Raw genomic sequence first — 22,498 nt, forward strand, 5'->3', positions numbered from 1 at the left:
CATAAGAGGGAGCGCAACGTGCGCAAGCTGCTGCCCATGATCGGCTCGCACCCCGGCGGCCGTTCCGCCATGACCTGTCGGTTCCGCTGTGGTGACGCCTGCTTCCACGAGGTGCCGAACACCAGCGCCAACGAGTACGTGGGCGACGTGATCGCCTCCGCGCTCAGCCGCCGGTCCGTGATGCGCGCCGCCGCCGTCGTCACCGTGGCCACCGCGGCCGGTACGGCGACGGCGTTCGGCACCGCCCCGCAGGCCGCCGCGGCCACCACCGGGACCACCGCCACCGCCACCACCAAGAGCACCCCGAAGCGCAAGGCGGTCCGCGGCCTGCGGTTCGACGCCGTCGCGCCCAACACGGCGGACGCCGTCACCGTCCCCGCGGGATACAAGCAGAACGTCGTCATCCGCTGGGGCGAGCCCATCCTGCGCGGTGCCCCGGCGTTCGACCCGGAGAACCAGACGGCCGCCGCCCAGGCCGGGCAGTTCGGCTACAACAACGACTTCCTCGCGCTGCTGCCGCTCCCCGGCGAGCGCGGCCGCAAGCTTCTCGTGGCCAACCATGAGTACACCGACGAGATGCTCATGTTCCGCGGCTACGACGCCGCCAACCCGACCCGCGACCAGGTCGAGGTCGCCTGGGCGGCGCACGGCCTGTCCGCCGTCGTGGTGGAGGAGGACCGGCGCACCGGCAGGCTCACCGCCGTGCCCCGGCACCATCTGAACCGCCGGGTCACCGCCACCACCCCGTTCCGGCTGACCGGCCCCGCCGCCGGCTCCGACCTCCTCAGGACCTCCGCCGACCCCACCGGCCGCAAGGTCCTCGGCACGCTCAACAACTGCTCCGGCGGCACCACCCCCTGGGGCACCACGCTGCACGGCGAGGAGAACTTCAACCAGTACTTCGCCAACAGCAGCCGGCCCACCGACAAGCGGTACGGAATCGGCACCGGCGCCACCGAGCGCAAGTGGGAGCGCTTCGACAAGCGGTTCGACGTGGCCCAGGAGCCGAACGAGGTGCACCGGTTCGGGTACGTCGTCGAGTTCGACCCGTACGACCCGTCGTCCACGCCGCGCAAGCACACCGCCCTCGGCCGCTTCAAGCACGAGGCCGCGACCATCCGGCTCACCGCCGACGGCCGTCCCGTCGTCTACTCCGGTGACGACGAGCGCTTCGACTACTTCTACAAGTTCGTCAGCAGCAAGCGGATGAGGAAGGGGTCGGGCCGCGCCGTGCGCGAGCACAACCTCTCGCTGCTCGACGAGGGCACCCTCTACGTCGCCAAGCTCACCGGTGACTCCCCCGCCATCGAGATCGACGGCACGGGCAAGCTCCCGGCGGACGGTGAGTTCGACGGCAGCGGCGAGTGGATCCCGCTGGCCACCGCGACCGCGAAGGGCGCCGTCTCGCACGTCGAGGGCATGACCGCCGAGGAGGTCTTCGTCTTCACGCGGCTCGCCGGTGACAAGGTCGGCGCGACGAAGATGGACCGCCCCGAGGACATCGAGCCCAACCCGGTCACCGGCAAGGTCTACGTCGCCCTCACCAACAACTCCAACCGCGGTGTCGGCGCCAACCCCAAGGCGGACGAGGCCAACCCCCGCAACGCCAACAAGCACGGCCAGGTCCTGGAGCTCACCGAGCGCTGGAACCGGCCCGAGAGCACCCGGTTCGCGTGGCTGCTGTTCCTCGTCGCGGGCGACCCCGACGACCCGGCGACGTACTTCGCGGGCTTCCCGAAGGACGACGTCTCCCCGATCTCCTGCCCGGACAACGTCGCCTTCGACCCGTACGGCAACCTGTGGATCTCCACCGACGGCAACCAGCTCGGCTCGCACGACGGTCTCTTCGGCGTGGCGACCAAGGGGGAGCGCCGTGGTGAGCTGAAGCAGTTCCTGACGGTGCCGAGCGGCGCCGAGACCTGCGGTCCGATCATCACCGACCGCCGTGTCCTGGTCGCGGTGCAGCACCCGGGTGAGCTGGACGGCGCCTCCGTCGAGAACCCCAGGAGCACCTGGCCCGACGGGCCCGGCAAGATCGTCCGCCCGGCGGTCGTGGCGGTCTACCGCGCGGACGGCTGCGACATCGGCGTCTGAGCGAGCCGCCCCCGCGTGCGCCGACGCCACGGGTGCGCGCGGGGGCCCGGACGGGCTGTCCCGCCCCTGTCCGTGCAGATGCGAACGCGGGCCGTTCTCCCGGTGGGAGGACGGCCCGCGGTGCGTCGCCGTGGGGCTCAGGGGGCCAGACAGCTCACGCCCGGCGCGGCGGCCGGGTCCAGCAGGCCGGCCGGGTCGAGGAGGACGGCCGGGTCGGCCAGCTCGGTGACGGCGGCGGGGGTCTCGGTGAGGCAGGTGACCGTGGCCGCCGGGTCCGGGACCGCGTGGGCGGCCGGGGCCAGGGCGCCGGCCAGGGCGAGGGTTCCGAGCAGGACGGTGGCGGTGCGCCGCATGGCGAACATCCCCTTGTCAGATGGGAAGTGAATCGTCCGGTTGGACGGGTCCGATCATTACGGCTTTCCGTCTGCGAACCCTCCTCCCGTCACCCGTGCGGGGCAGGCGTAACGATTCAGCGCCCTGCGTCGGGTTGACCGCCCCGCCCCCGCCGGACGACTCCCGCCGCTACCCGACGGCGTTCCGGTCGGGTGCCGACGTGATCGCGCGGGCCGCCGCGACCTCCTGGCGCAGCGGCTCCAGGACGCTCCCCGGCGGACCGCTCAGATCCGACCGGACCGCGTAGAGGACGTCGGTCTTCCGCAGCCCGTCCGCCAGCTCGCGCAGTTGCAGGGCGACCTGGGCGACCTCGGCCGCCGACGGCGGCTCGGCCCCCTGCCGCACCCGCACCCGCGCCGCCGTCGTCGCGTCGACGATCCGCTCGACCGCCACCACCAGCGGCCACCAGGCAGCGGCCCGCCGCCCCGTGGGCGGCGGCTCGGTCAGCGCCCGCTGGAACTCCGTACGGATGGCGGACAGGTCCCGGTAGAGGCCGCGGCGCTTGCGGGCCCGCCCGCCGGGGTCCTCCCCGGCCGCCCCGAAGACGTGTTCCACGTACGCGGCGGTGTCGGCGACGGCGTCCGCGAGCCGTGCCCCGACGCGGGCGTGCCAGCTCTCCGGCCACAGCAGGTAGCCCGCGACGAGGGCGATTCCGCAGCCCACCAGGGAGTCGACGAGGCGGGGCACGAGCAGGCCGGTGCCCTGGTGGTTGAGGATGTCGGACAGCAGCAGGATCACGGGCGTGATGGCGGCGGTCTGGTAGCCGTAGCCGCGGGGGGTGAAGACGGGGATGAGGGGGGCGAGGCACAGCATCACCGGGACGTCCCACCAGCCGCGCGGGACCTCCGCGAGGATCGCCGCCGCGACGACCAGGCCGACGACCGTGCCGAGGGCCCGCAGCAGCGCGCGGGAGAACACCGAGCCGAAGTCGGGTTTCAGCACGAAGGTGATGGTCAGCGCCACCCAGTAGGAGCGCGGCACGGCGACGAGGGAGACCAGCGCCTGGGCGATGCCGATGCACAGGGCGAGGCGCAGGCCGTAGCGCCAGGACGCGGCGGACAGGGCCACGTCACGGGCGGCGCGTGCGGCGCGCACCCGGAGCGGCGCGGTCCGGCCGAGGTGGTCGTCGGCCCGGGACAGCGCGTCCGGCGAGCCCTCGGTGACGACCTCGGCGGCGTGCCGCAGCGCCTGGTCGACCGCCTTGCCGGTCTCGCTCCCGGGCGTGGGCAGCCGCAGCCCCAGCGGCCCGGAGTACCCGGTGTCGACGGCCTCGGCGACATGGCGGACGGCGGTGGGGATCTCGTCGGGGAGCGGGCGCCCGGAGAGGCGGAGGGCGGGGGCGGCCTCCACGAGGGGGGTGACCGCGTTCAGCTGGGCGAGGAGCCGGACCAGGTCGGGGCTGCGGCCGTGGTGGCGGGCGCGGCGGGCGAGGATCAGGTCGTAGGACTGGTTGAGGGACTGGGTGACCGCGTGCCGGGCCGTGTCGTACGCGTCGGCGGCGTCGGAGGCGGTCGCGGCGAGCAGGTCGGCGACCTTGCGGTAGGTGTCGGCGACGGATGCGCGTTCCGGTACGCCGGCCCTCAGCGGCCAGGCGAGCAGGGCCTGGACGAGGACGAGGAGGCCGCCGCCGGTCATCAGCAGCGGCGCCAGCCACCAGTCGCCCGGCATGGGCAGGCCCGCGCCGACCACGGAGTTGAGGAGCAGCAGCAGCCCCGACACGGAGGCGACGGCGCCGATCGTCGAGATCATCCCGGAGACCAGCGCGACCCCGGTGAGCGCGGCGACGGTGACCCAGCCGTGGCCGTAGACCAGGGAGCCGAGGGTGATGCCGATCGCGCTGAACAACTGGGGGACCGCGATGTTCAGCAGGCGCATGCGGTAGGCGTCCGCCGTGTCGCTGATGACGCCCGACAGGGCACCCATCGAGGCGAGGGCGCCGTACTCGGGGCGGCCGGCGGCGAGTCCGAGGGCGAGCGGCAGGGTCAGGGCGACCGCCGCGCGCGCCACGGCGGGTCGGTTGACGGGCGGCGCCTGCTGGGGTTGGAGGGTGCGGACCAGCCAGTCGGGCGGGGTCAGGCCGATGGCGAACGGGCGGGGCATGCGGCCATTATCACCACCGGAGATCGCCCGATCGTGTGACGTTCTCCGGTGGGCCGGGGCGACGGTGGCCCGTCCGCGGCGTCACTTCCGCCGGTGGAGGGTCAGATCGGCGACCACCGCGTCGTGGTCGGTGCCGCCCAGTTCCAGGAAGCGGGTCTCGCGGGCGGAGAAGTCCTTCGAGGAGACGAGGACGTGGTCGATCTGGGCGCCGAACCGCGGGGTGGTCCGGGAGGGCCAGGTCGCTCTGCGGTCGTCACCGGTGAGCCGGGCGGCGTCGCCGAGCCCCGTGTCGAGGATGTCCCGGAAGGCCGCGTGGTCCTGGGTGGCGTTGAAGTCGCCGGCGACGATGGTCGGGGTCCGGGTGTCGGCCGCCGCGTACGCGCGCAGCGCGCCGAGTTCCCGCCGCCAGGTGCCGACCTGTCCGGCCAGCGGTGGCATGGGGTGCGCCAGTTGCAGCCGTACGGGGTGGCCCTCGACGTCGGCGACGGCGCCGGGCATGCCCATGGTGCCGGGGACCGGGTCGGTGCCCTTGAGGGGGTGGCGGCTGAGGATGACTGAACCGTCGGAGCCGTAGCCCTCGACGGCCCGGCGGTAGGGGTAGGCGGGCTTGTCGCCGCTGAGGTCGCCGAAGGTGTCGCGGAGGGTGGCCGTGCAGGTGGCCTGGCACTCCTCGACGAACACGATGTCGGGGCGCTCGCGTTCCACGGCCCGGACGAGGGCGGCGGTGCCGTCGCCGAAGTGCACGTTCGAGGTCATGACCCGGATCCGGGCGAGCGCCGGACCGCCCGGCGCGTTCGTCTTCCCGTACGGCTCGATGTACCAGGCCAGCGCGCCGAGCAGCACCACACCCCAGGTCAGGCCGGTCCAGGAGCGGGCGCGGGCGGACAGGAGCAGGGCGAGGCCGGTGGGGGCGAGCAGCCAGGGCAGGAACGCGAGGAGCTGGGGGGCCGGGGTGAAGGCGTCGACACCGATCAGCCGGCAGGCGACGACCGCGCTCACCCCGGTCAGCAGCAGGAAGGCGAAACCCTTCGTGCCGCCGTGGGTGGCCCGGCGGGCGGTGACCGGCTCGGGCCGTTCGACGGTGGTGCTCTCCAAGGCCGGCCTTCCGATCACCCGCGGTGGTTCTGTGCTCCTCATCCAAGGACGGGGTGGACGGGCCGAAGGTTGCGCGCGGCACGGAGGGCGGGCCTGCCGCCCGGGTGCGGGCGGCCCACCGCGGCGGCGGCACCGGGCCGGGGCGACCGGTGCCGCCGCGCGCTGGGGGCGCGGGCCGCCGCCGCGGCAGCCGGGTCAGGTGTACGTCTCCTGCTCCGGGGCCGTCGCCAGGGACCACACCACGAAGACCGAGACGGCGATCACGATGACGGCCCAGACGGGCGCGTACGGGAGGAACATGAACCACGCGATGGCGTAGAGGGACGCCAGGGCGATACCCACGCCCCGCGCCCAGTCCCGGCCCTGGAGGATGCCGAAGCCGGTGAAGGCGACGACGACTCCGAGGACGAGGTGGATCCAGCCCCAGGTGGTGAGGCTGAACTCGAACACGTAGTCGCCGATGTTCGTGTAGACGTTGTCCGTGGCGATCGCCGAGATGCCGTTGAGGATGCCCAGCACCCCGCCGACCATCATGAGGACACCGGCGAAGACCATGCCGCCGATCGCCCAGGACGAACCGGAGTGCCGCCCCTGCGGGGGCGTCGGCGTCGAGATGGTCTGGTGGCTGTGGGCGTTCGAACGCGGTTCGGCGCTGTGCTGGGCCATGGGAGGGCCTCCTCAGAAGGGCGGACAGCTCACCCGCATGCTCACGCGGGGCAGGGCGCGCCGCATGCGCTGTAGGCCGAACGGGTGAAGTGTCCGGCCTCAGTCCAGCCGGGCCAGGAAGTCCTCCAGCGCCTCGTTGAAGAGGTCGGGGCGTTCCAGGTTCGGCAGGTGGGCCGCACCGTCGATCACCCGGAGGACGGAGTCGGGCAGGGCGGCGTGCATGGCCTCGGCGTCGGCGACCGGGGTGTACTCGTCGTCGGCGCCGACGACGACCAGCGCGGGCACCGCGACGCGGGTCAGCAGCTCGTGGTAGTCGGGCCGCTCGGCCCGCCCGCGCAGAGCCGCCGCCGCGCCCTCGGGACCGGTCCCCGTCATCATGCGGCGCACATGCGCCGCGACCTCGGCGTCCGCGTACGGGGCGACCATCCGGTACAGCACCTCGTCGGCGTATCCGTCCATCCCCTCCCGCAGCAGCCGGTCGGCCGTCGCGTTCCGGGCGCGCCTGCCCTCCTCGGTCTCGGCGGTCGGGAAGGTGTCGGCGAGGACGAGACCGCGGACGCGGTGCGGGAACAGTCGATAGCACTCCATGGCGATCTGGCCGCCCATGGACAGACCCGCGAGGACGAACTCGGCGACGCCGAGGTCGTCGAGGAGCGCCGCGACGTCCTCGGCGAAGACGGAGAGCGGGGTCACGCCCGGGACGACCGGGGAGGCGCCGTAGCCCCGCAGGTCCGGGGCGACGACCCGGCGGGACGGGGCGAACGCGGCGAGCTGGGGCCGCCACATCGTGCGGTCGAAGGGGTGGCCGTGGACGAGGACGAGAGGGAGCGCCGGCGAACCCGCTTCCCCTTTGTCCTCGTATGCGAGGAAGGGTGCCATGCGTCGACCCTAGGTCGCCCCAACTTCTCGGTGCAATAGGATCTTTGCCCTCGGTGCAATGAGGGTGGGCGCGCCGGGGGGAGGGTGGACCCGGACATGGTGAGCGACTACCGGCGGATCGCCGACCGCATCGCGGAGGAGATCGCCGCCGGACGGCTGCGCCCCGGCGACCGGCTGCCGCCGCAGCGGGTGTTCGCCCGGCGGCGCGGGATCGCCGGGTCCACGGCCGGGCGCGTGTACGGGGAACTGGTGCGGCGCGGGCTGGTGGTGGGCGAGGTCGGGCGCGGCACGTTCGTCCGGGCGGCGCCGGCGGGGGCGGGCGCCGGTCGGGCGCTGGCGGAGCCGGTCTCCGCGGCACCGGTGAACCTGGAGCTGAACTACCCCTCCGTGCCCGGTCAGGCGGAGCTGCTGGCGGCCGGGCTCGCGCCGCTGCTGCGGACGGACGTGCTGGGGGAGGCGCTGGGCCTGGTCCCGGCGACCGGCACGGGCGCGGCGCGCGAGGCGGCGGCCGGGTTGCTCGCGGTGCCCGGCTGGCTGCCGGAACCGGAGCGGTTCCTCTTCACCGGGAACGCCCGGCAGGCCATCGCCGCCGCCCTGGCGCACCTGGTCCGGCCCGGGGGCCGGGTCGGCGTCGAGTCCCTCACGTATCCGCTGGTCAAGGAGATCGCCGGGCGGCTGGGGGTGACGCTGGTGCCGCTCGCGACGGACGGCGCGGGGCTCCGGCCCGACGCGGTGGCCGCCGCGCACCGGGCGGCGCCCCTGTCGGCGGTGTACGTGCAGCCGACCCTCCACAACCCGACGTCCACGACGATGCCGCACGCGCGCCGGGCCGCACTGGCGTCGGTGGTGCGGGAGCTGGACCTGCCGGTGGTGGAGGACCGGATCTGGGCGTTCCTGGCGGGCGCGGGCGCGGGCGCGGGCGCGGGCGAAGGCGAACGCGCGGGGGCAGAGGGGTGTGTGGGGGGCGGGTTGCCGTTGGCGGCGTACGCGCCGGAGCGGGTGTACGTCGTGGACGGGCTGTCCAAGCGGGTGGCGCCTGGGCTGACCGTCGGGTTCCTCGTGGTGCCCGAGGGGCGGGTCGGGGAGGCCGGGGACGCGTTGCGGTCCGGGGGGTGGGCCGCGGGCAGGTTCGCCCTGGAGGCGGCGGTGCGGTGGATCTCGGACGGGACGGTGGCCCGGCTGGTCGCCGCGAAGCGCGAGGACGCGGCGGCCCGGCAGCGGCTCGTGCGCGAACGCCTCGCCGGGTTCGCCGTGCGGGGGGACGCGCGCGCCTACTACGCCTGGTGGGAACTGCCCGAGCCCTGGCGCGCCGACACGTTCTGCGCGGCGGCGGCGGAACGCGGGGTGGCGGTGACACCGGGACCGGCGTTCAGCGTGCCCGCGACGGCGTCGGCGTCGGCATCGGTGGCGCCGGTGGCATCGCGAGGGGGAGGGCGGCCGGTGCGGGTGGCGGGGCGGGCCCAGGTCAGTGCCTTCAACTGCGTCCGGCTGGGACTTGCGTCGGTGGGTCCGCGGGAGCTGGCGGAGGCATTGGCGGTGCTGGGGGACGTCGCCCGAGGAGGCCGGTGATCCAGGCCGCGGCGGCCACGGCGGCGCCGAGGGCGAGCAGGCCCCAGGTGACGGTGCGCAGGGTGGCGGTGAGGGCGTCGTAGACGGCGCCGGCGGCCGCCGGGGAGACGTCCGGGGGCAGGTCGGCGAGGGTGAGGTGGCGGCCGAGGGCGACGGCGACGCCGAGCAGGGCGCCGCCGAGCGCCGTGCCGAGCCCCGTCGCGCACACCGCGCGGCGGCGCCGGGTGGCGATCAGGATCCCCGCCGTGGCCAGGACGAGCGCACCGACCGGCAGCCAGAACGCGGCGACTTCGAGCACGCGATACCCCTTCCGCAGCTGGACGAGTTCCTCCGCCGACAGCACCGTGACCTCGGTGTGCGCGACCGGGATGCGATGGGCGAACGGCACGTGTTCGCGGGCGAGTTGACGCTTGACCCGTTCGCCGACCGGCGCCAGGTCGAGGGTCACGGGTTGCGCCCCGTGCCCGCTGCCGCCGGTGCCCTCCTCGCGGACCGCCCGCAGCACCGCGTCGTGGGCCGCCCGGTTCGCCGTGTGCCATGCCGTGCGGAACGCCTCGGTCCGGGTGAAGGAGCGGGCCGCGTCGTGCGTGAAGTTCCGTACCGGCTCGCGCAGCGGCGGCCCGACCCGCACCTCGCGCATGATCCCGGTGGCGACCGCGTCCGCGAGCGCCTCCCGTACGGCGGGGTCGGCGGCGAGCGGCGCGGTGACGGCCTCGTAGCGGGCCCGGTCGCCCAGCTCGTACGTCGCCCACGCGGCCAGCGCGCCCACCGGCGCGAGCAGGCAGGCGAGCAGGATCAGCGCGGTCGACAGGGGGCCGCGAACACGAGGGAACACCCCTTCAGGCAAGTCCCCCCGTGGCCCCCGCGCGAGCGCTGACATCGCGTCTGACTGCGAATGGCCCCCCAGGACAAGCCGAACGGCTGCCGCCGCCCGCCGAAGGTTTGGGCCTGCGGCCCGCCCCTCATCGGCAGACCACGGGCCCGCCTCCGGCACCTGGGAGGGGGAGGACCGACCCGCGGCTGGGAGGGGGCGGACCGACCCCCGGCTGGGAGGGGGGGGAGGACTGACCCCCTGTTCCGACTCCCTGCTTCGGCCCCCGGCTCACGCCAGGCGGTGGCCCGTCGCGTCCTCGTGCGTGTAGTAGCGGTAGAACGTCGCCACGAGCACGGCCGCGGCGATGACGAGGGAGAGCATCGTCGACATCACGACGCTGTCGCCCCCCTGGCTGTAGAGGAAGCCGAAGGCGCAGCCCGTGAAGGCCGCCCACAGCGCGGAGTGCAGTTCCCGGCGCAGCCGGGGCGCGACGGTCTGCACGGCGAGGTGGAGCACCGCGAACACGAACGCGGTCACCAGGCCGAACAGCACGTTCCAGCCGGTGATCGGGCCCGCGTCGCGGTTGATGGCCGCCGCCCAGTAGCCGTAGACGAGACCGAGGACCACGGCGAGGGTCCAGCGCGCGATGGTGTGGGCGCGCGGGCCGAAGACGTCGGGCGTGGCCGGTGCCGTCCGCGTGGCCGGTGCGCCCGGACCCTGCAGCGGTGTGCCCGGCCGGGGTGCCGTCTGAGCCATGGGAGCACTCCCCTTCCTTTTCCTTCCCGCCCCCGCGACTGCCCGCCCCGCTTTCCAGGTCACACCCTGGGGCGCCCCGTCGGCAAGTCGGAGCACGGGGAGTGGTCGGAGCAGGGGAAGTGGTCGGAGCAGGAGCGGTCGGGGCGGGGAGCAGCCGGAACAGGGGAGACCACGCGGGCGGGGCCGGGATGCGCGGGGCGTGGTGGCGTGCTTCGCTGAGGGGCATGCGGATGCCGAGGCCGCGTGCGCGCCGTGCACCGGACCCCGTAGAGCGGCAGCAGCCGCTGCGGGTGCGCGGCCGTAGCGTCGCCTGGCTTCCGCCGCTGGTGGTGCTGTGTGCCGTCCCCGTGGTCGACTGGTCGACCGGCGGTGACTTCCGGGTCCTGTCGTGGCTGGTGCTGGTGCCCGGGATCGCCGCCGCGGTCTGCGGGGTGTGGACGACGGCGCTGTTCGCGGTGGTCGCCATGCTCGTGTACTTCGCGGGCGACACGTCCTGGCCGCACCAGTACCGCTCCGGACTGCCCGACTTCATCCTCCTCGCCGCCGGAGGGCTGATGGCCGTACTGGCCTGCGCGGTCCGGTTGCGCGGGCAGGAGCGGATGCTGCACATGCGGGCCGTCGTCGACACGACCCGCAAGATCCTGCTGCGCCAGCTGCCGCCGCACGTCGGCGGCCTCGACCACGCCGAGCTGTATCTCGCCGCCGACAGCGAGGCCCGCGTCGGCGGTGACTTCTACGACATCCAGCCGAGCCCGTACGGCACGCGCGTCCTCGTCGGCGACGTCCAGGGCAAGGGCCTCGGGGCGGTGGAGGCGGCGTCCGTGCTGCTGGGCACGTTCCGCGAGGCGGCCTACTACGAGGCGGAACCCGGCACGGTGGCCGAGCGGCTGGAGACCCGGATGATCCGCCACGTCCGCTACTGCGCCCACGTAGGCCGCGGCGACGCGGAACGCTTCGCGACCGCCGTCCTCCTCGACTTCCCCGAGCTGCGCAGCGAGCGCACCGACTGGGGCCCCGACACGACGGGCCTCGGCACCCTGACCGTCGACATCGTCAACTTCGGCCACGAACCGCTGCTGCTGGTCTCCCCCCACGGCGTGCGCGTCCTCACGCTGGACGCTGGACTCCCGCTGGGCATGAGCGAGCTGGCACCGGTGGACGACCCGACGGGCCCCTCGCCCACCACCCGCGGACCGGGCCGGGCGGGCATCACCGTGCGGCTCGCTCCCGACGAGTCGCTGCTGCTGGTCACCGACGGGGTGACGGAGGCACGGGACAGGGACGGGGCGTTCTTTCCGCTGAGCGCCTATCTGAACCGGGCGGTCGCCGCCGATCCGCGGGCCGCGACCGACCCGGCCGCCCTCGTGCGCCTCGTCCACGACGGCGTCCTCGGTCACACCGGCGGGCACCTCGACGACGATACGACGATCTTCGTGGTCCGCCGCGGCACCGGCACCGGCCATGCCCCCGGCGCCCTCACGGACTCCTGACCGGAACCCCCCTCAACGGGGCGTTCCCGACCGGTCCTTTCCCCGTTTGCACGCGCAGCGGTTACGGTGCTGGATGGCGTACGTGATCGATGGGGAGGGAACCGATGCCCGGAACCGTGCTGCTGCTCGCGGCCTCGCCCGTGGGCAAGGGGTGCCTGGTGGACGCGGCCTCCGTGCTTCCCGTGCTCGCGGCCGTCCCGCCCGAGGTGCTGTCCGGCACCGGGACGGCGAACGTCGTCGAACTCGCCGACCCGCTGGAGCCGCAGGCCGTGCTCACCCGGCTGCGGGCGGCGGCCACCGCGCCCGGCCCGCTCACCGTGTACCTCATCGGGCAGTTGCAACTCGACCGCAAGCAGCGGCTCGTGCACCTCGCGCTGGCCCGCACGACCCCGGCCACCGTGCGCTACACCGCCTTCCCCTGGCACTGGATGGTCGAGGAACTCCGGCTCCGCGCCCCCGGCTCCACGACCCTGTTCCTCGATCTGCACGCCGACGCCGAGGTGTGGCGGCAACTGGCGGGGCGGCCGGTGCCGTTCGGCCCGGGGGTGAACGTGTACGGGCGGATCGCGCCGCCGCCGTCCCGGCGCGGCGTGGCCGTACCGCAGTACATGAAGGCGCTCGCGACGATACTGCGCAGCGGACAGCTCCTGCCCCCCGCGGTCCTGCACGAGCAGGTGCTGCTGCGCACGACGGAGTACGGGGACATCCTCCTGGCCCAGGACGCGGCGGCCCCCGGCGCCGGACCGCAGGGAGACCCGGCCGCGTCCCTGCCCGACCCGGTCGCCGTCCTCCCCGACCCGGTCGCCGTCCTGCCGGAGCCGGCCGGTGTGCCGCGCGCGGAGGCCGGGGGCGCGGAGGCCGGGGGCGCGGAGGCCGAGGAGGCCGGCAGCGAGGAGTCCGGGGGCGGGGGCGCCGGGGGCGGCGATCCTCATCTCGCCATCACGGCCGCCGTGCAGGACGGGCGGCACGCCGAGGCCGACGCCCTCGCCGCCGGGTGGGAGGAGGCCGCCCGGCGGGAGTTCGGGGCGGGGACGGCGGAGGAACTGCACTGGCGTGAGGTGCGGGCCGACCTGGCGATGTTCGCCGGGGACGCGGCGCGCAGCTGCGAGACCTGGATGGGCGTGGCCGAGGCGCGGCTGGCCGCGGGGCAGGACGTGCGGGACCCGGCGGTCGAGGCGGCCGTCGACCGGGCCCACCACCAGTGGGGGCAGATCGGCGACGCGCGCCGCGCCGCCGAACTGGGTCTGCGCCTGGCGGAGTTGCGGAGCATGGTGCCGGGGCGGCGCGAAGGGGCACTGAGCCATGTGCGGCGGCACCTCGCCGAGTTGAGGTCGGCCCAGCACGTACCCGGTTAGCCGAGCCGGGCCGATGAGCCGTCGTTCCGTTCGTCGTAGATCGATGAGCCGTCGATCAGAGTGCGCGCCGGGCCGACCTCGGAGGGGGAGTTGTGCGAGGTCACACCGGTGATGTGCCCCCGCACGCGGATCACTTAAGCGGGCGCGGATCCGGATCGGATCGGAGTCTGATCGGAGTCTGATCAGAAACAGGTCAAGCCTGAGTAAAAAACACCTCTCCTGGCCAACTGTTCACACCGCCTCCGCATCAGAAGGGCGCCGGGAGCCGCACCCTGAACCACGCGCCGTCGCTGGAGGGTTCGAGGAGGACCGTGCCGCCGTGGGCCGTCGCGATCGCGGCGACGATGCTCAGGCCGAGTCCGCTGCCCGGAGCCCTGGTCGCCTCGCCGCGGACGAACGGCTCGAAGAGGCGGGTACGGAGTTCACGGGGGATGCCGGGGCCGTCGTCCATGACCTCGATGACGCGGTAGCCGTCCTCCGTGCCGAGACCCAGCGTGGTGGTGGTGCCGGGCGGGGTGTGGACGCGGGCGTTGTTCAGCAGGTTGGCGACGAGCTGGTGCAGACGGAGGGGGTCCCCGGTGACCGTGTGGTCGCCGGGCGCGAGCAGCAGCCGTACGGGGTGGTCGGGGTGGCAGTCCCGCGCGGCGGAGGCGGCGTCACGGCAGAGCTGGGCGAGGTCCACGCTGGTCAGGTGCAGGGGCTGGCCCAGGTCGAGACGGGTGAGCAGGACGAGTTCGTCGATGAGGGTGCTCATCCGGCCGACCTCGGTGGCGATCCGGCCCAGCGCCTCCTGCCGCATGGGTGCGAAGGCGGGGTCGTCGACGCGGGCGAGTTCGGCGTACCCGGAGATCGTGGTCAGCGGGTTGCGCAGCTCGTGGCCCGCGGCGGCCATGAACTCGAGCAGCCGGCGTTCCGACTCCCGCTGCTCACGCACCTCCCGGCGGCAGAGGCGGCGCGCGCCGAACAGGACGGTGGCGACCAGGGGGACGGCGGCGGTGGTCTCCACCTGGACGAGCTGCGCGACGGCTCGGCGGTCCTCGGCCGTCGAGCGGGCGATGACCACGTAACTGCCCTTGTGGGTGCGGCCGGCCAGGGGGACGCGGACCACCTGGGCGCGGTAGGACTCCCCGAACCCGGACGGGTCGGACCGCGTCGCATACGCCTTCAGGCGGTCGGCGGTGAGGGAGGGGAAGGCGGGCAGGCCGGGCGAGCCGGGGTAGCGCTCCACGACCCTGCCGCGCGCGTCGAGGACGAGGACGAGGATGTCCTTGTCGAGGAGGGGCGGTGCGGGGGAGCCGGGCTGCTCCGCCGCCGGACCGGCCGTGCCCGACCAGGACGTGAGGGCCGAACCCGAACCCGAACCCGAACCCGAGCCCGTGTCCGAGCCCGTGTCCGAACCCGTGTCCGAGCCAGAGCCCGCGTCGGTCCCGTCCGCCGTGGCCGTCCCCGCCGCGCCCCGGTCCGACGTCGACGGCGCGGGAGCGGACGACGACACCGACGTGACCCCGGAGGCCGTGACCCCGGAGGCCGTGACTCCGGAGGCGCTCCCGGCGCCGGACGCGGCGCCCGCCTTGGACTCCGCTCCCGTCCCGGCCCTCGTTTCCGCCCCGGAGTCGGCTCCCTGCCCGGTCTCCCCCGTCGCCCCCGGTGCCGATGCCGCCGCCGACCTCGACGCCGTCGAGCCCGTCGTCCAGCCCGCCATCACATGCCGGGGCGCTCCCGACGCAGGGAAGGCGAGGCGGCTGAACCGCGCTATCTCGCGGTCGGTGCGGAGGGTCAGATGATGGGCGAGGGTGTGCGCGGAGAGGGCGCCGAGCGTGCCGAGGACGGTCAGGGTGGCGAGCAGCCAGAAGGCGACGGTACGCCCGCCCGAGCGGGCCGGGCGCGGAGGGGACTTTGACGCGGCGCTGTTCCCCCGGTGGTGGGGCTGTTCGCCCGGCGTGGCCGTCGCGAGGAACCCGGCGGCCCTGATCGTCTCGCCCAGTCCGGTGAAGCCGCTCATCCGTCCGCTCCTCGCCGGGGGCGTCGCGCTCCGCTCCGGGCGGCTCCGCCGCACCCACTGCCCCGGACGGCGTTCCGGTACGCGCTCAGTTGGTACACAGCTGGTAGCCCACCCCCCGGACCGTGCGTATCAGTGACTGGCCGGGTTCGCCTAGTTTGCGGCGCAAATAATAGATGTAGGTGTCGACGACGCCGGAGCCCTCGTCGCGGTGGTTCCAGACGCGTTCCTGGATCTGCCCGCGGGACAGGACGCGGCCCGGGTTCTCCATGAGGTAGCGCAGGAGGGCGAACTCGGTGGTGGTGAGGCCGACGGGGCGGCCGGCGGCCCACACCTGGTGGGCGTCCGCGTCGAGCTGGACCTCCCCGGCGCGCAGCCGGTTGCGGTCGGGGGCGGGCGGGGCGCCGCCCGCGCGGCGCAGCAGCGCGCGCACCCGTGCCGCGACCTCCTTCAGTTCGAAGGGTTTGGTGACGAAGTCGTCGCCGCCCATGTCGAGGCCGCGCACCCGGTCGTCGACGCCGCCGAGTCCGGTGAGGAAGAGCACCGGTACCGCGTTGCCGCGCTCGCGCAGGGTCCGGCAGACCTCGAAGCCGCCGAGGTCGGGCAGGTTGACGTCGAGGAGGATCAGATCGGGGTCATGGCGCGTGACGGCCTGGAGCGCCTGGCGCCCGGTGGCCGCGGGGATCACCTGGTAGCCGAGGAATTCCAGGGCCATGGTGAGCATGGAACGGATCCCCTCCTCGTCGTCCACGACGAGAAGGCGGCCCGTGTCCGAGGAGACAACAGAGGGCACAGGGGCGGTCATGTCCTGTTCCTTTGCGACCGTGACCTCAAATTTGAGATCTCAAGTTTTTCGGCAGGGTTCGCGTATCCTCACACGTACCGGCAGGTAAGTGACAGCGCCTTCGGGATGAATCGGAATGACTCGTTCCTCACAGCGGTGACGGGAACCCTGCCGCTCTCTCGCTCGTCCCCAACATGCGCGAGCGCGCCCGGAGTTGGACCGGACGCGCTCGGAGGGTGAGGTGGGCCGACGGGACGTCAGCTGGTGAAGACGAAGTACTTCCAGCTGCCGTACGTCGTCGCGTTGACGTTGTCGCCGGACGACGTGTCGATGTACGCGGAGCGGATCCGGAACCGGACGCCCGTGCTGGGGGTTCCGGTCAGTTCGACCGCGCCCACGCCGCCCGGTTCCAGGGCGAAGTACTCCTTGCCCGTGGTGTGCCAGGCACCCGCGTAGTACCCCTGTGTCTCGACCCGGTACTTGCGGCCGGGGTAGGAGGTCATCCGCGTCGTGAACAGCGGGTCCACGGACTTGCGGAAGTAGTAGTAGGTGTGGCTCCAGGCGTAGGCGGTCTTGTAGTGACGGCTCGGCGTCGTCGACACGCTGACCTTGGTGTGGACGCGGCTCGTCGCCGTGACCGGCTTGTAGCGGGCGTCGCCCGCGAACTTCGCCGTGAGCCTGGTGTCACGGGTCAGGTCGAGGGTGACCGACAGGTTCCCCGAGGAGTTCACCGTCCCCGACTTCACCAGCTTGTCGGGCTTGTCGGAGCCGTACGGGTCGGCCCAGATCTCGACCGCGCGGTTCTTGTACGTGGTGCCGAGGTGCGCGGTGAACGAGACGTCCGCGCCGTACGCGTAGACGTTGCCGTTCTTGTCGAGCGTCAGCGTGGGCGTGGCGCGGGAGACGTCGACGGTGTCGGAGGCGCTCGCCGCGGTGTGCCGGGTGTCGCCCGCGTAGGAGACGGCGTACGTCACGGCGCCGCCGGCCAGCGGGGTGTCCTTGAAGGAGTAAGTGCCGTCCGCGGCGACCGTGACCGGGGCGAGCGCCTTGCCCGCCGGGGACTCAGGGTCGGTGCGGGTGACGGCGAGGGCCGTCCCGGGTGCGAAGGCCGTGTCCGAGGTCAGCCTGCCGGTGACCGTCAGTTCCTTGGCGCGGGCCGCCGTCGCGGGCGCGTTCACCGAGAGGGTCGTGGGCGCGGGGACGGTGTCGTCGAGGTCGCGCAGCGCGTAGCCGCCGGAGCGGGTGGCGACCACCGCGAACAGGTGCGACTCGTCGGGCGTGAAGGCGAGGCCGCCGGGCACGAGGGTGCCCGCGCCGGTGCCGTCGGCGGTGTCCGTGAAGTCGTAGACGTGCTCGGCGGTGCTGCTGCCCGGCTCGTAGACCCACACGTCCGGCTCGTACATGCCGTCGATGCCCGCGGCGACGGTGCCGTCGGGGGCGATGGCGACGGCGTTCGGGTACGCGTCGGTGGGGTACGTGCCGTCCGGCGTCAGGTCGGACGTCCGGTACACCTGATGGCGGTACGGGGCGCCGCTGGCCACCACCAGGTGGGAGCCGTCCGGGGTGAGGGCGAGGTCGCGCAGGTTGCTCGCCACGTAGTCGCTGGTGTTCGGGCCGGTCGCCGTCTTCGCCGCCGTCCCCGACGACACGTCGTAGACGGCCACGGTGATCGGGCTCACGCCCTCGACGCCGGCCGCCAGGGTGTCCGGGGCGCCGGGCGTGGACGCCAGGAGGGGTGCCGTGTACCAGCCGCCGGCCTGCTTGAGCGTGACCACGGGGTCGGGGCCCGACACGTCGAGCGAGCCGATGTTGCCCTGGGCGGCGGCGCCGTACCCGAACCACAGCTTGCCCCCGGCCCACGCCGGGTACTGCGGGTCGGTGCCCTCGCCGGTCGGGTACCGCTTCGCCTCGGTGACCGTCGCGGTGTCGACGGCCACGAGGGAGTCGTCGCCCGGCACCGCCGCGTACAGCGTGCCCGCGTCGGGGGACAGCTCCAGGCCCTTGACGCCGGGCAGCGAGGTCACGGTGCCGACGACGGTGCCCGCGTAGTCGGTGGCGACGACCTTGCCGCCGACCGGGTCGGAGACGAAGACCCGCTGGTGGGACCCGTCGACGACGATGTCCCCCGCCGACTGCACCGGCAGTGGGGTGCTGGTGTCGGCGACGGCGGGCGTGGCCCCGGTGACCGCGAGCGCGGCCGAACTGAAGAGGACGGCCAGCGCGGTGGCCGTCGGAAGTGTGCGCTTCGGCACGTGTGTCGAACCCCCCGGAACGAAAGCGACAGAGCGTCCCGGGTACCTGGACGGTACACGGACACGGTGAGCGAAGACTAGATCAAGCCACTGACAGGGGATTCGGAAGGGCCCGCGGAAGACGCGGCGCAACCCGCCCTCGTGCTCGCGCCCAGGACGAACTGCCGTTTCCCGCCCGCGCTGCCGACTCGTCCCGCTCGCCGAGCCGCACCTCCACGACTGTCCTGGAGCGGTTGTTTCCGGACACGGTCCGGTCGAGGACGGCGGCGCACAGGCCGTGGTGCGCGACCGGCCGGTGGCCGGCCTCTCCGCTGTCCTGCGCGTGGGCCGCTCGCGCGGTGGCGGGGCGTCAACCGGGCGGCGACGGAATGCCGCCACCCGGCGTTCGCCGCACCGGTGGGTTCCTGTCCGACCACCCCGGCAACGGCGTGAAGGCGACCGGCACCGCCGGCGAGCCGCTGCCGGGTCTTGGGTCGACGGGGGGCGGTCGTGGACTCCTCGCAGGACACGCGTAAGGAAGACGCGGGGGCATGGACCGGATGACGGTCCATGCCCCCGCGCCGTGCTCGGCCCGCGGACCGGGCGTGGCGTGTCAGCTGGTGAAGATGAAGTACTTCCAGGCGCCGTACGTCGTGGTGTTGACGTTGTCGCCGGAGGTCGTGTCGTGGTACTCGGAACGGAAGCGGAAGCGGATGTTCGTGGTGGGGGTGCCCGTCAGGGTGACGTCGGACCTGCCGGACGTGCCCAGCTCGAAGTACTCCGAGCCAGCGTCCCGCCAGGCGCCCTGGTAGTACGCCTGGAGCTGGAGGCGCTGCTTGCGGCCCGGGTGGTACGTCATCGTCGTCTTCAGGACGGGGTCCTTGGACTTGCGGACGTAGTGGTACTTCTGGCCCCACGCCGTCTGCGTCTTGTAGTGGCCGCTGATCGACGACGAGATCCGGACCTTGGTGTAGACGGTGCTGGTGACCGTCTTCGGCTTGTAGCGGGCGTCGCCCGCGAACTTCACGGACACCTTGGTGTCGCGCCTCAGGTCGAGGGTGGCCGACAGGTTCCCCGAGGAGTTCACCGTGCCGGACTTGACCAGCTTGTCGGGCTTGTCGGAGCCGTAGGGGTCGGCCCAGATCTCCAGCTTGCGGTTCTTGTACGTGGTGCCGAGGTGCGCCGTGAACTTCACGTCGGTGCCGTACGCGTACGTCCGCCGGTTCTTGTCCAGGGTCAGCGCGGCCGTGGCGCGGGACACCTCGACCGTGTCGGAGGCGGAGCCCGGCGCGTGGTCGGCGTCGCCCGCGTAGCGCACGGTGTACTTCACCTTGCCGCCGACGGTCGGGGTGTCGGAGAAGGAGTACGTGCCGTCGGCCGCGACCGTCACGGCCGCGAGCGCCTTGCCCGAGGTGTTCTCCAGGTCGGTGCGGGTCACCGTCAGCTTCACCCCGGCCGGGAGGGCCGCCTTCGAGGTGACCTTGCCCGTGACGGTGAGCTTCTTGGCGCGGGTGGCCGTGGCGGGCGCGTTCACGCTGACCGCGGTGGTGGCCCTGGTGGGGGCCTCCAGCACGCGCAGCGAGTACACGCCCTCGTCGTTGTACGTCACCGCGAACAGGCGGGACGCGTCCGGCGCCCACGCGAGGCCCGAGTCGGGCAGCTCGTCGCCGCCGCTGCCGCTGCCGGTGTTCGGGAAGTCGTACTCCCGGACCGCGCTGGTGGAGCCCGGCTTGTAGATGTAGATGTCCGGCTCGTAGATGCCGTCGATACCGGCCGCGACCGTCCCGTCGGGCGCCACGGCGACCGAGTTCGGGTAGCTGTCGCTGGCGTAGGTGCCGTCCGCCGTCAGGTCGGAGGTCCTGAACACCTGGTGGTGGTACGGGGCGCCGCTGGCCACGATGACGCGCTGCCCGTCCGGGGTGACCGCGAGGTCGCCCATGTTGGAGCCGCCGGTGTCCACGGCCGCCGTGCGGCTCGCGGTGCCCGACGAGACGTCGTACACGGCGAGCTTGTTGCCGCTGGATTCCCCGGCGACCAGGGCGCCGGCACCGGGCGCCGCGTCCAGGACCGGCGCGTAGTACCAGAGGTGGGTGGTGTCCTGGTCGAGCGCGACCACGGGCTCCTCACCGGACAGGTCCAGCGAACCGAGGTCGCCGCTGCCGGCCGCGCCGTAACCGAACCAGACCTTGCCGCCGGCCACCGCGAGGCTCACCGGGGCGTCGCCCACGGTGTAGCGGGCGGACTCCGTGCTCGTCGCCGTGTCGACGGCCACGACGGCGTCCGCGTCCCGCACCGCCGCGTACAGCGTGCCGGAGTCCGCGGACAGCTCCAGGCCCTGCACGCCGGGCAGGTTCGTCAGCTGCTTGACGACGATGCCGTGGAAGTCGGTGACGACGATCTTGCCGCCCCTCGGGTCGCTGATGAAGACCCGCTGGTGGACGCCGTCCACCACGATGTCCGCGCTCGACGCGGCCGGAAGGACCATGGTGCTGTCGGCCGCCGCCGGGGCGGCCGTGCCGACCGCGAGCGCGGCCGAGCTGAAGAGGACTGCCAACGCGGTGGCAGCCGGAAGAGTGCGGATACGCACGTTTTCGAACCCCCCGGAACGAAAAGCAAGAGAGCGCCGCGTATATCTGTTCGACTCGCGGGCGAATGAGCGAAGACTAGGTCATGTCTCTGACAGGAGCTTCACAGGGGGTCGTTGATCACTCAAGGGATTTCCGGTGAAGCGGATCGATTCAGGCCACCGCGTCGTGTTCGCGTGACTACGCTCGGTCCATGTCGAATGTGCGCCGACTGGACCCCAGTGCCTCACCGTTGGACTACTTCGGCTCGGAGCTGCGCCGCCGCAGAGGGGAAGCGGGCCTGACACAAGGGGAGCTGGGCTCAGCGATCTTCTTTCCCCAGGGAATCGGCGGCGTTGATTGCCCGCGTGATGGAGGAACGCTATGAGGAGAAGCCCGGATCTGACGCCTGCTCAGTGGCGTAAGTCCTCGTACAGCAGCACCAACGGCGGCGAATGTGTCGAGTGCGCCCCCTCGGCACCGCCCAGTGGCGTAAGTCCTCCCACAGCGGCAGCAGCGGCGGTGCATGCGTCGAAGTGGCCCCCCTGGCCCCCCACATAGCCGTCCGCGACTCCAAGAACCCCGACGGCGGCATCCTCACCCTCTCGGTGGCGGCCTTCTCCGCCTTCCTGTACCACGTGTCGGGCGGCCGACAGCCGTAGCCACAGCTGGGGTCGGACGGAGAGCGCCCGGTCTCCGCGGTCCGGCCGTCGAGCCCAGGCGCCGGTCGTCCGGGAGAGAGCCGTGGTCAGCCGGTGAACCGGTCGAGCAGCCACGTGAGGCCGGCGCGGGCGACACCGGCGGTGAGCCCTCCGAGAGCTGCTCCGGCGAGACGGAGGCGTTCGTGCGGGCGACGGCGGCGGCGCCGGCCGGCTGACCGGACCGTCGCCCGGTCAGGCCGTGGACCTCGGCCGGGACGCGCCGCCGCCCTGTGCACGCAGCTCCTCGTTGATGCGCAGGGCCTCCTCCAGCTGGTCCTCCAGGATCACGATCCGGCAGGCGGCCTCGATGGGGGTGCCCTGGTCGACGAGTTCACGGGCCCGGGCGGCGATGCGCAGCTGGTAGCGGGAGTAGCGGCGGTGACCGCCTTCGGAGCGCAGCGGGGTGATCAGGCGGTGTTCGCCGAGGGCGCGGAGGAAGGCGGGGGTGGTGCCGAGCATCTCGGCGGCCCGGCCCATGGTGTAGGCGGGGTAGTCGTCGTCGTCGAGATTGTCGGTGAGACGGGAACGGGCAGCGGGCACAGACCTCTTCTTTCACGGACACGTCGGGGGGCTCGGGTGCTTACTGCACCCGAGCCCCGAGCTTCTAACACCATCTACCGGCGCGCTGCGCCGGATCTCTGTATCCGCAGGGCCCGCCTGGGAGAGCGGGGCTGCGGGGAACACGGATGCCTGACCGGGGACCACCTTCCCATCCTGGGTCTGCGGTGACCCGGGCGTACGTCGTCCTCGCCCGGGCGATCCTGATGGCGTCTGCTCCTCACCTTCGGTTGTGCGGTCGTTCTTGCCGGATGACGCGGTACTGCTGGACCTGCGTGCACGGCAGTTCGTGTCTGCCGTGCCCTCTTCGACTTCAGGGTTACAGGAAAAACGGTAGCTCGCCCACACGGCAATGTCTACTGCGGCGGCTACAGATTTACTCGCGGGGGTCGGCCGTGGATTTCTGTCGCACATGTGTCCGCAGGGGGGTGTCGGAGGTGAGGCTGTGAC

General features: G+C 73.2%; 17 protein-coding genes and 2 pseudogenes. 7 read left to right on the forward strand and 12 right to left on the reverse strand.

All coding sequences use genetic code 11. The annotated features are described in order from the left end of the window. The first annotated feature begins 18 nt into the window (after positions 1 to 18). Positions 19 to 2,094: a PhoX family protein gene (locus tag GSY65_RS19040; RefSeq protein WP_159770253.1), complete on the forward strand. Its 2,076-nt coding sequence runs from the start codon at positions 19 to 21 to the stop codon at positions 2,092 to 2,094. 137 nt (positions 2,095 to 2,231) lie between these two features. Here the strand turns inward: GSY65_RS19040 and GSY65_RS19045 are convergent, their stop codons facing one another. From GSY65_RS19045 to GSY65_RS19065, 5 genes are all read right to left on the reverse strand, one after another. Beyond that, on the reverse strand, positions 2,232 to 2,447 hold the full coding sequence (locus GSY65_RS19045) for a hypothetical protein (RefSeq protein ID WP_159770256.1): 216 nt from the start codon (positions 2,445 to 2,447) through the stop codon (positions 2,232 to 2,234). A gap of 169 nt (positions 2,448 to 2,616) precedes the next feature. Further along, positions 2,617 to 4,587, reverse strand: coding sequence for an FUSC family protein (locus tag GSY65_RS19050; protein WP_159770259.1), 1,971 nt, complete (start codon positions 4,585 to 4,587; stop codon positions 2,617 to 2,619). Positions 4,588 to 4,668: 81 nt separating this feature from the next. Further along, complete coding sequence (locus GSY65_RS19055; RefSeq protein WP_236579887.1) at positions 4,669 to 5,682, reverse strand: endonuclease/exonuclease/phosphatase family protein; 1,014 nt, start codon at positions 5,680 to 5,682, stop codon at positions 4,669 to 4,671. A gap of 195 nt (positions 5,683 to 5,877) precedes the next feature. Continuing rightward, entirely contained in the window at positions 5,878 to 6,348 is a 471-nt protein-coding gene (locus GSY65_RS19060) for a DUF7144 family membrane protein (RefSeq protein WP_159770265.1), read from the reverse strand. A gap of 99 nt (positions 6,349 to 6,447) precedes the next feature. Further along, the gene (locus tag GSY65_RS19065) at positions 6,448 to 7,227 is read right to left on the reverse strand and encodes an alpha/beta fold hydrolase (protein ID WP_159770268.1); all 780 of its coding nucleotides are present in this window, start codon (positions 7,225 to 7,227) and stop codon (positions 6,448 to 6,450) included. Between the two features lie 99 nt (positions 7,228 to 7,326). Between GSY65_RS19065 and GSY65_RS19070 the strand changes: the two genes are divergently transcribed. Then, positions 7,327 to 8,796, forward strand: a complete 1,470-nt coding sequence (locus GSY65_RS19070; RefSeq protein ID WP_159776154.1) for an aminotransferase-like domain-containing protein — start codon at positions 7,327 to 7,329, stop codon at positions 8,794 to 8,796. Here the strand turns inward: GSY65_RS19070 and GSY65_RS19075 are convergent. Together GSY65_RS19075 and GSY65_RS19080 are read right to left on the reverse strand one after the other, a co-directional pair. Beyond that, entirely contained in the window at positions 8,702 to 9,631 is a 930-nt protein-coding gene (locus tag GSY65_RS19075; protein ID WP_201452592.1) for a hypothetical protein, read from the reverse strand. The genes GSY65_RS19070 and GSY65_RS19075 overlap by 95 nt on opposite strands. A 267-nt stretch (positions 9,632 to 9,898) precedes the next feature. Continuing rightward, complete coding sequence (locus GSY65_RS19080) at positions 9,899 to 10,366, reverse strand: hypothetical protein (protein ID WP_201452593.1); 468 nt, start codon at positions 10,364 to 10,366, stop codon at positions 9,899 to 9,901. A gap of 224 nt (positions 10,367 to 10,590) precedes the next feature. Here GSY65_RS19080 and GSY65_RS19085 point away from each other — a divergent pair, with 224 nt between their 5' ends. Together GSY65_RS19085 and GSY65_RS19090 are read left to right on the forward strand one after the other, a co-directional pair. Beyond that, the gene (locus tag GSY65_RS19085; protein WP_159770274.1) at positions 10,591 to 11,856 is read left to right on the forward strand and encodes a PP2C family protein-serine/threonine phosphatase; all 1,266 of its coding nucleotides are present in this window, start codon (positions 10,591 to 10,593) and stop codon (positions 11,854 to 11,856) included. A gap of 104 nt (positions 11,857 to 11,960) precedes the next feature. After that, positions 11,961 to 13,211: a hypothetical protein gene (locus tag GSY65_RS19090; protein ID WP_159770277.1), complete on the forward strand. Its 1,251-nt coding sequence runs from the start codon at positions 11,961 to 11,963 to the stop codon at positions 13,209 to 13,211. Between the two features lie 247 nt (positions 13,212 to 13,458). Here the strand turns inward: GSY65_RS19090 and GSY65_RS33825 are convergent, their stop codons facing one another. The 4 genes from GSY65_RS33825 to GSY65_RS19110 all read right to left on the reverse strand — a co-directional run bounded on the left by GSY65_RS33825 (position 13,459) and on the right by GSY65_RS19110 (position 20,812). Then, a complete protein-coding gene (locus GSY65_RS33825; protein ID WP_236579889.1) occupies positions 13,459 to 15,213 on the reverse strand; it encodes a sensor histidine kinase in 1,755 nt (584 codons plus the stop codon). Positions 15,214 to 15,298: 85 nt separating this feature from the next. After that, positions 15,299 to 16,015: a response regulator transcription factor gene (locus GSY65_RS19100; RefSeq protein ID WP_236579891.1), complete on the reverse strand. Its 717-nt coding sequence runs from the start codon at positions 16,013 to 16,015 to the stop codon at positions 15,299 to 15,301. A gap of 236 nt (positions 16,016 to 16,251) precedes the next feature. After that, on the reverse strand, positions 16,252 to 18,246 hold the full coding sequence (locus GSY65_RS19105) for a YncE family protein (RefSeq protein ID WP_159770280.1): 1,995 nt from the start codon (positions 18,244 to 18,246) through the stop codon (positions 16,252 to 16,254). 592 nt (positions 18,247 to 18,838) lie between these two features. Then, positions 18,839 to 20,812: an Ig-like domain repeat protein gene (locus tag GSY65_RS19110; protein ID WP_201452594.1), complete on the reverse strand. Its 1,974-nt coding sequence runs from the start codon at positions 20,810 to 20,812 to the stop codon at positions 18,839 to 18,841. 191 nt (positions 20,813 to 21,003) lie between these two features. On the opposite strand from GSY65_RS19110, the pseudogene GSY65_RS33830 reads away from it, so the two are divergent. From GSY65_RS33830 to GSY65_RS19115, 3 genes and pseudogenes are all read left to right on the forward strand, one after another. Then, a pseudogene (locus GSY65_RS33830) lies at positions 21,004 to 21,123 on the forward strand (XRE family transcriptional regulator); the annotation flags it as partial. A 50-nt stretch (positions 21,124 to 21,173) separates the two neighbouring features. Continuing rightward, positions 21,174 to 21,239, forward strand: a pseudogene (locus GSY65_RS34730) (DUF397 domain-containing protein); the annotation flags it as partial. A gap of 14 nt (positions 21,240 to 21,253) precedes the next feature. Then, positions 21,254 to 21,451 (forward strand): DUF397 domain-containing protein, encoded by a 198-nt coding sequence (locus GSY65_RS19115; RefSeq protein ID WP_443043239.1) that lies wholly within the window; start codon positions 21,254 to 21,256, stop codon positions 21,449 to 21,451. A gap of 231 nt (positions 21,452 to 21,682) precedes the next feature. Here GSY65_RS19115 and GSY65_RS19120 read toward each other — a convergent pair whose 3' ends face one another. Then, positions 21,683 to 22,030, reverse strand: a complete 348-nt coding sequence (locus GSY65_RS19120; RefSeq protein WP_159770286.1) for a helix-turn-helix domain-containing protein — start codon at positions 22,028 to 22,030, stop codon at positions 21,683 to 21,685. Positions 22,031 to 22,498 lie beyond the last annotated feature (468 nt).

It is taken from the genome of Streptomyces sp. HM190 (assembly GCF_009857135.1).
Lineage (GTDB): Bacteria > Actinomycetota > Actinomycetes > Streptomycetales > Streptomycetaceae > Streptomyces > Streptomyces heilongjiangensis.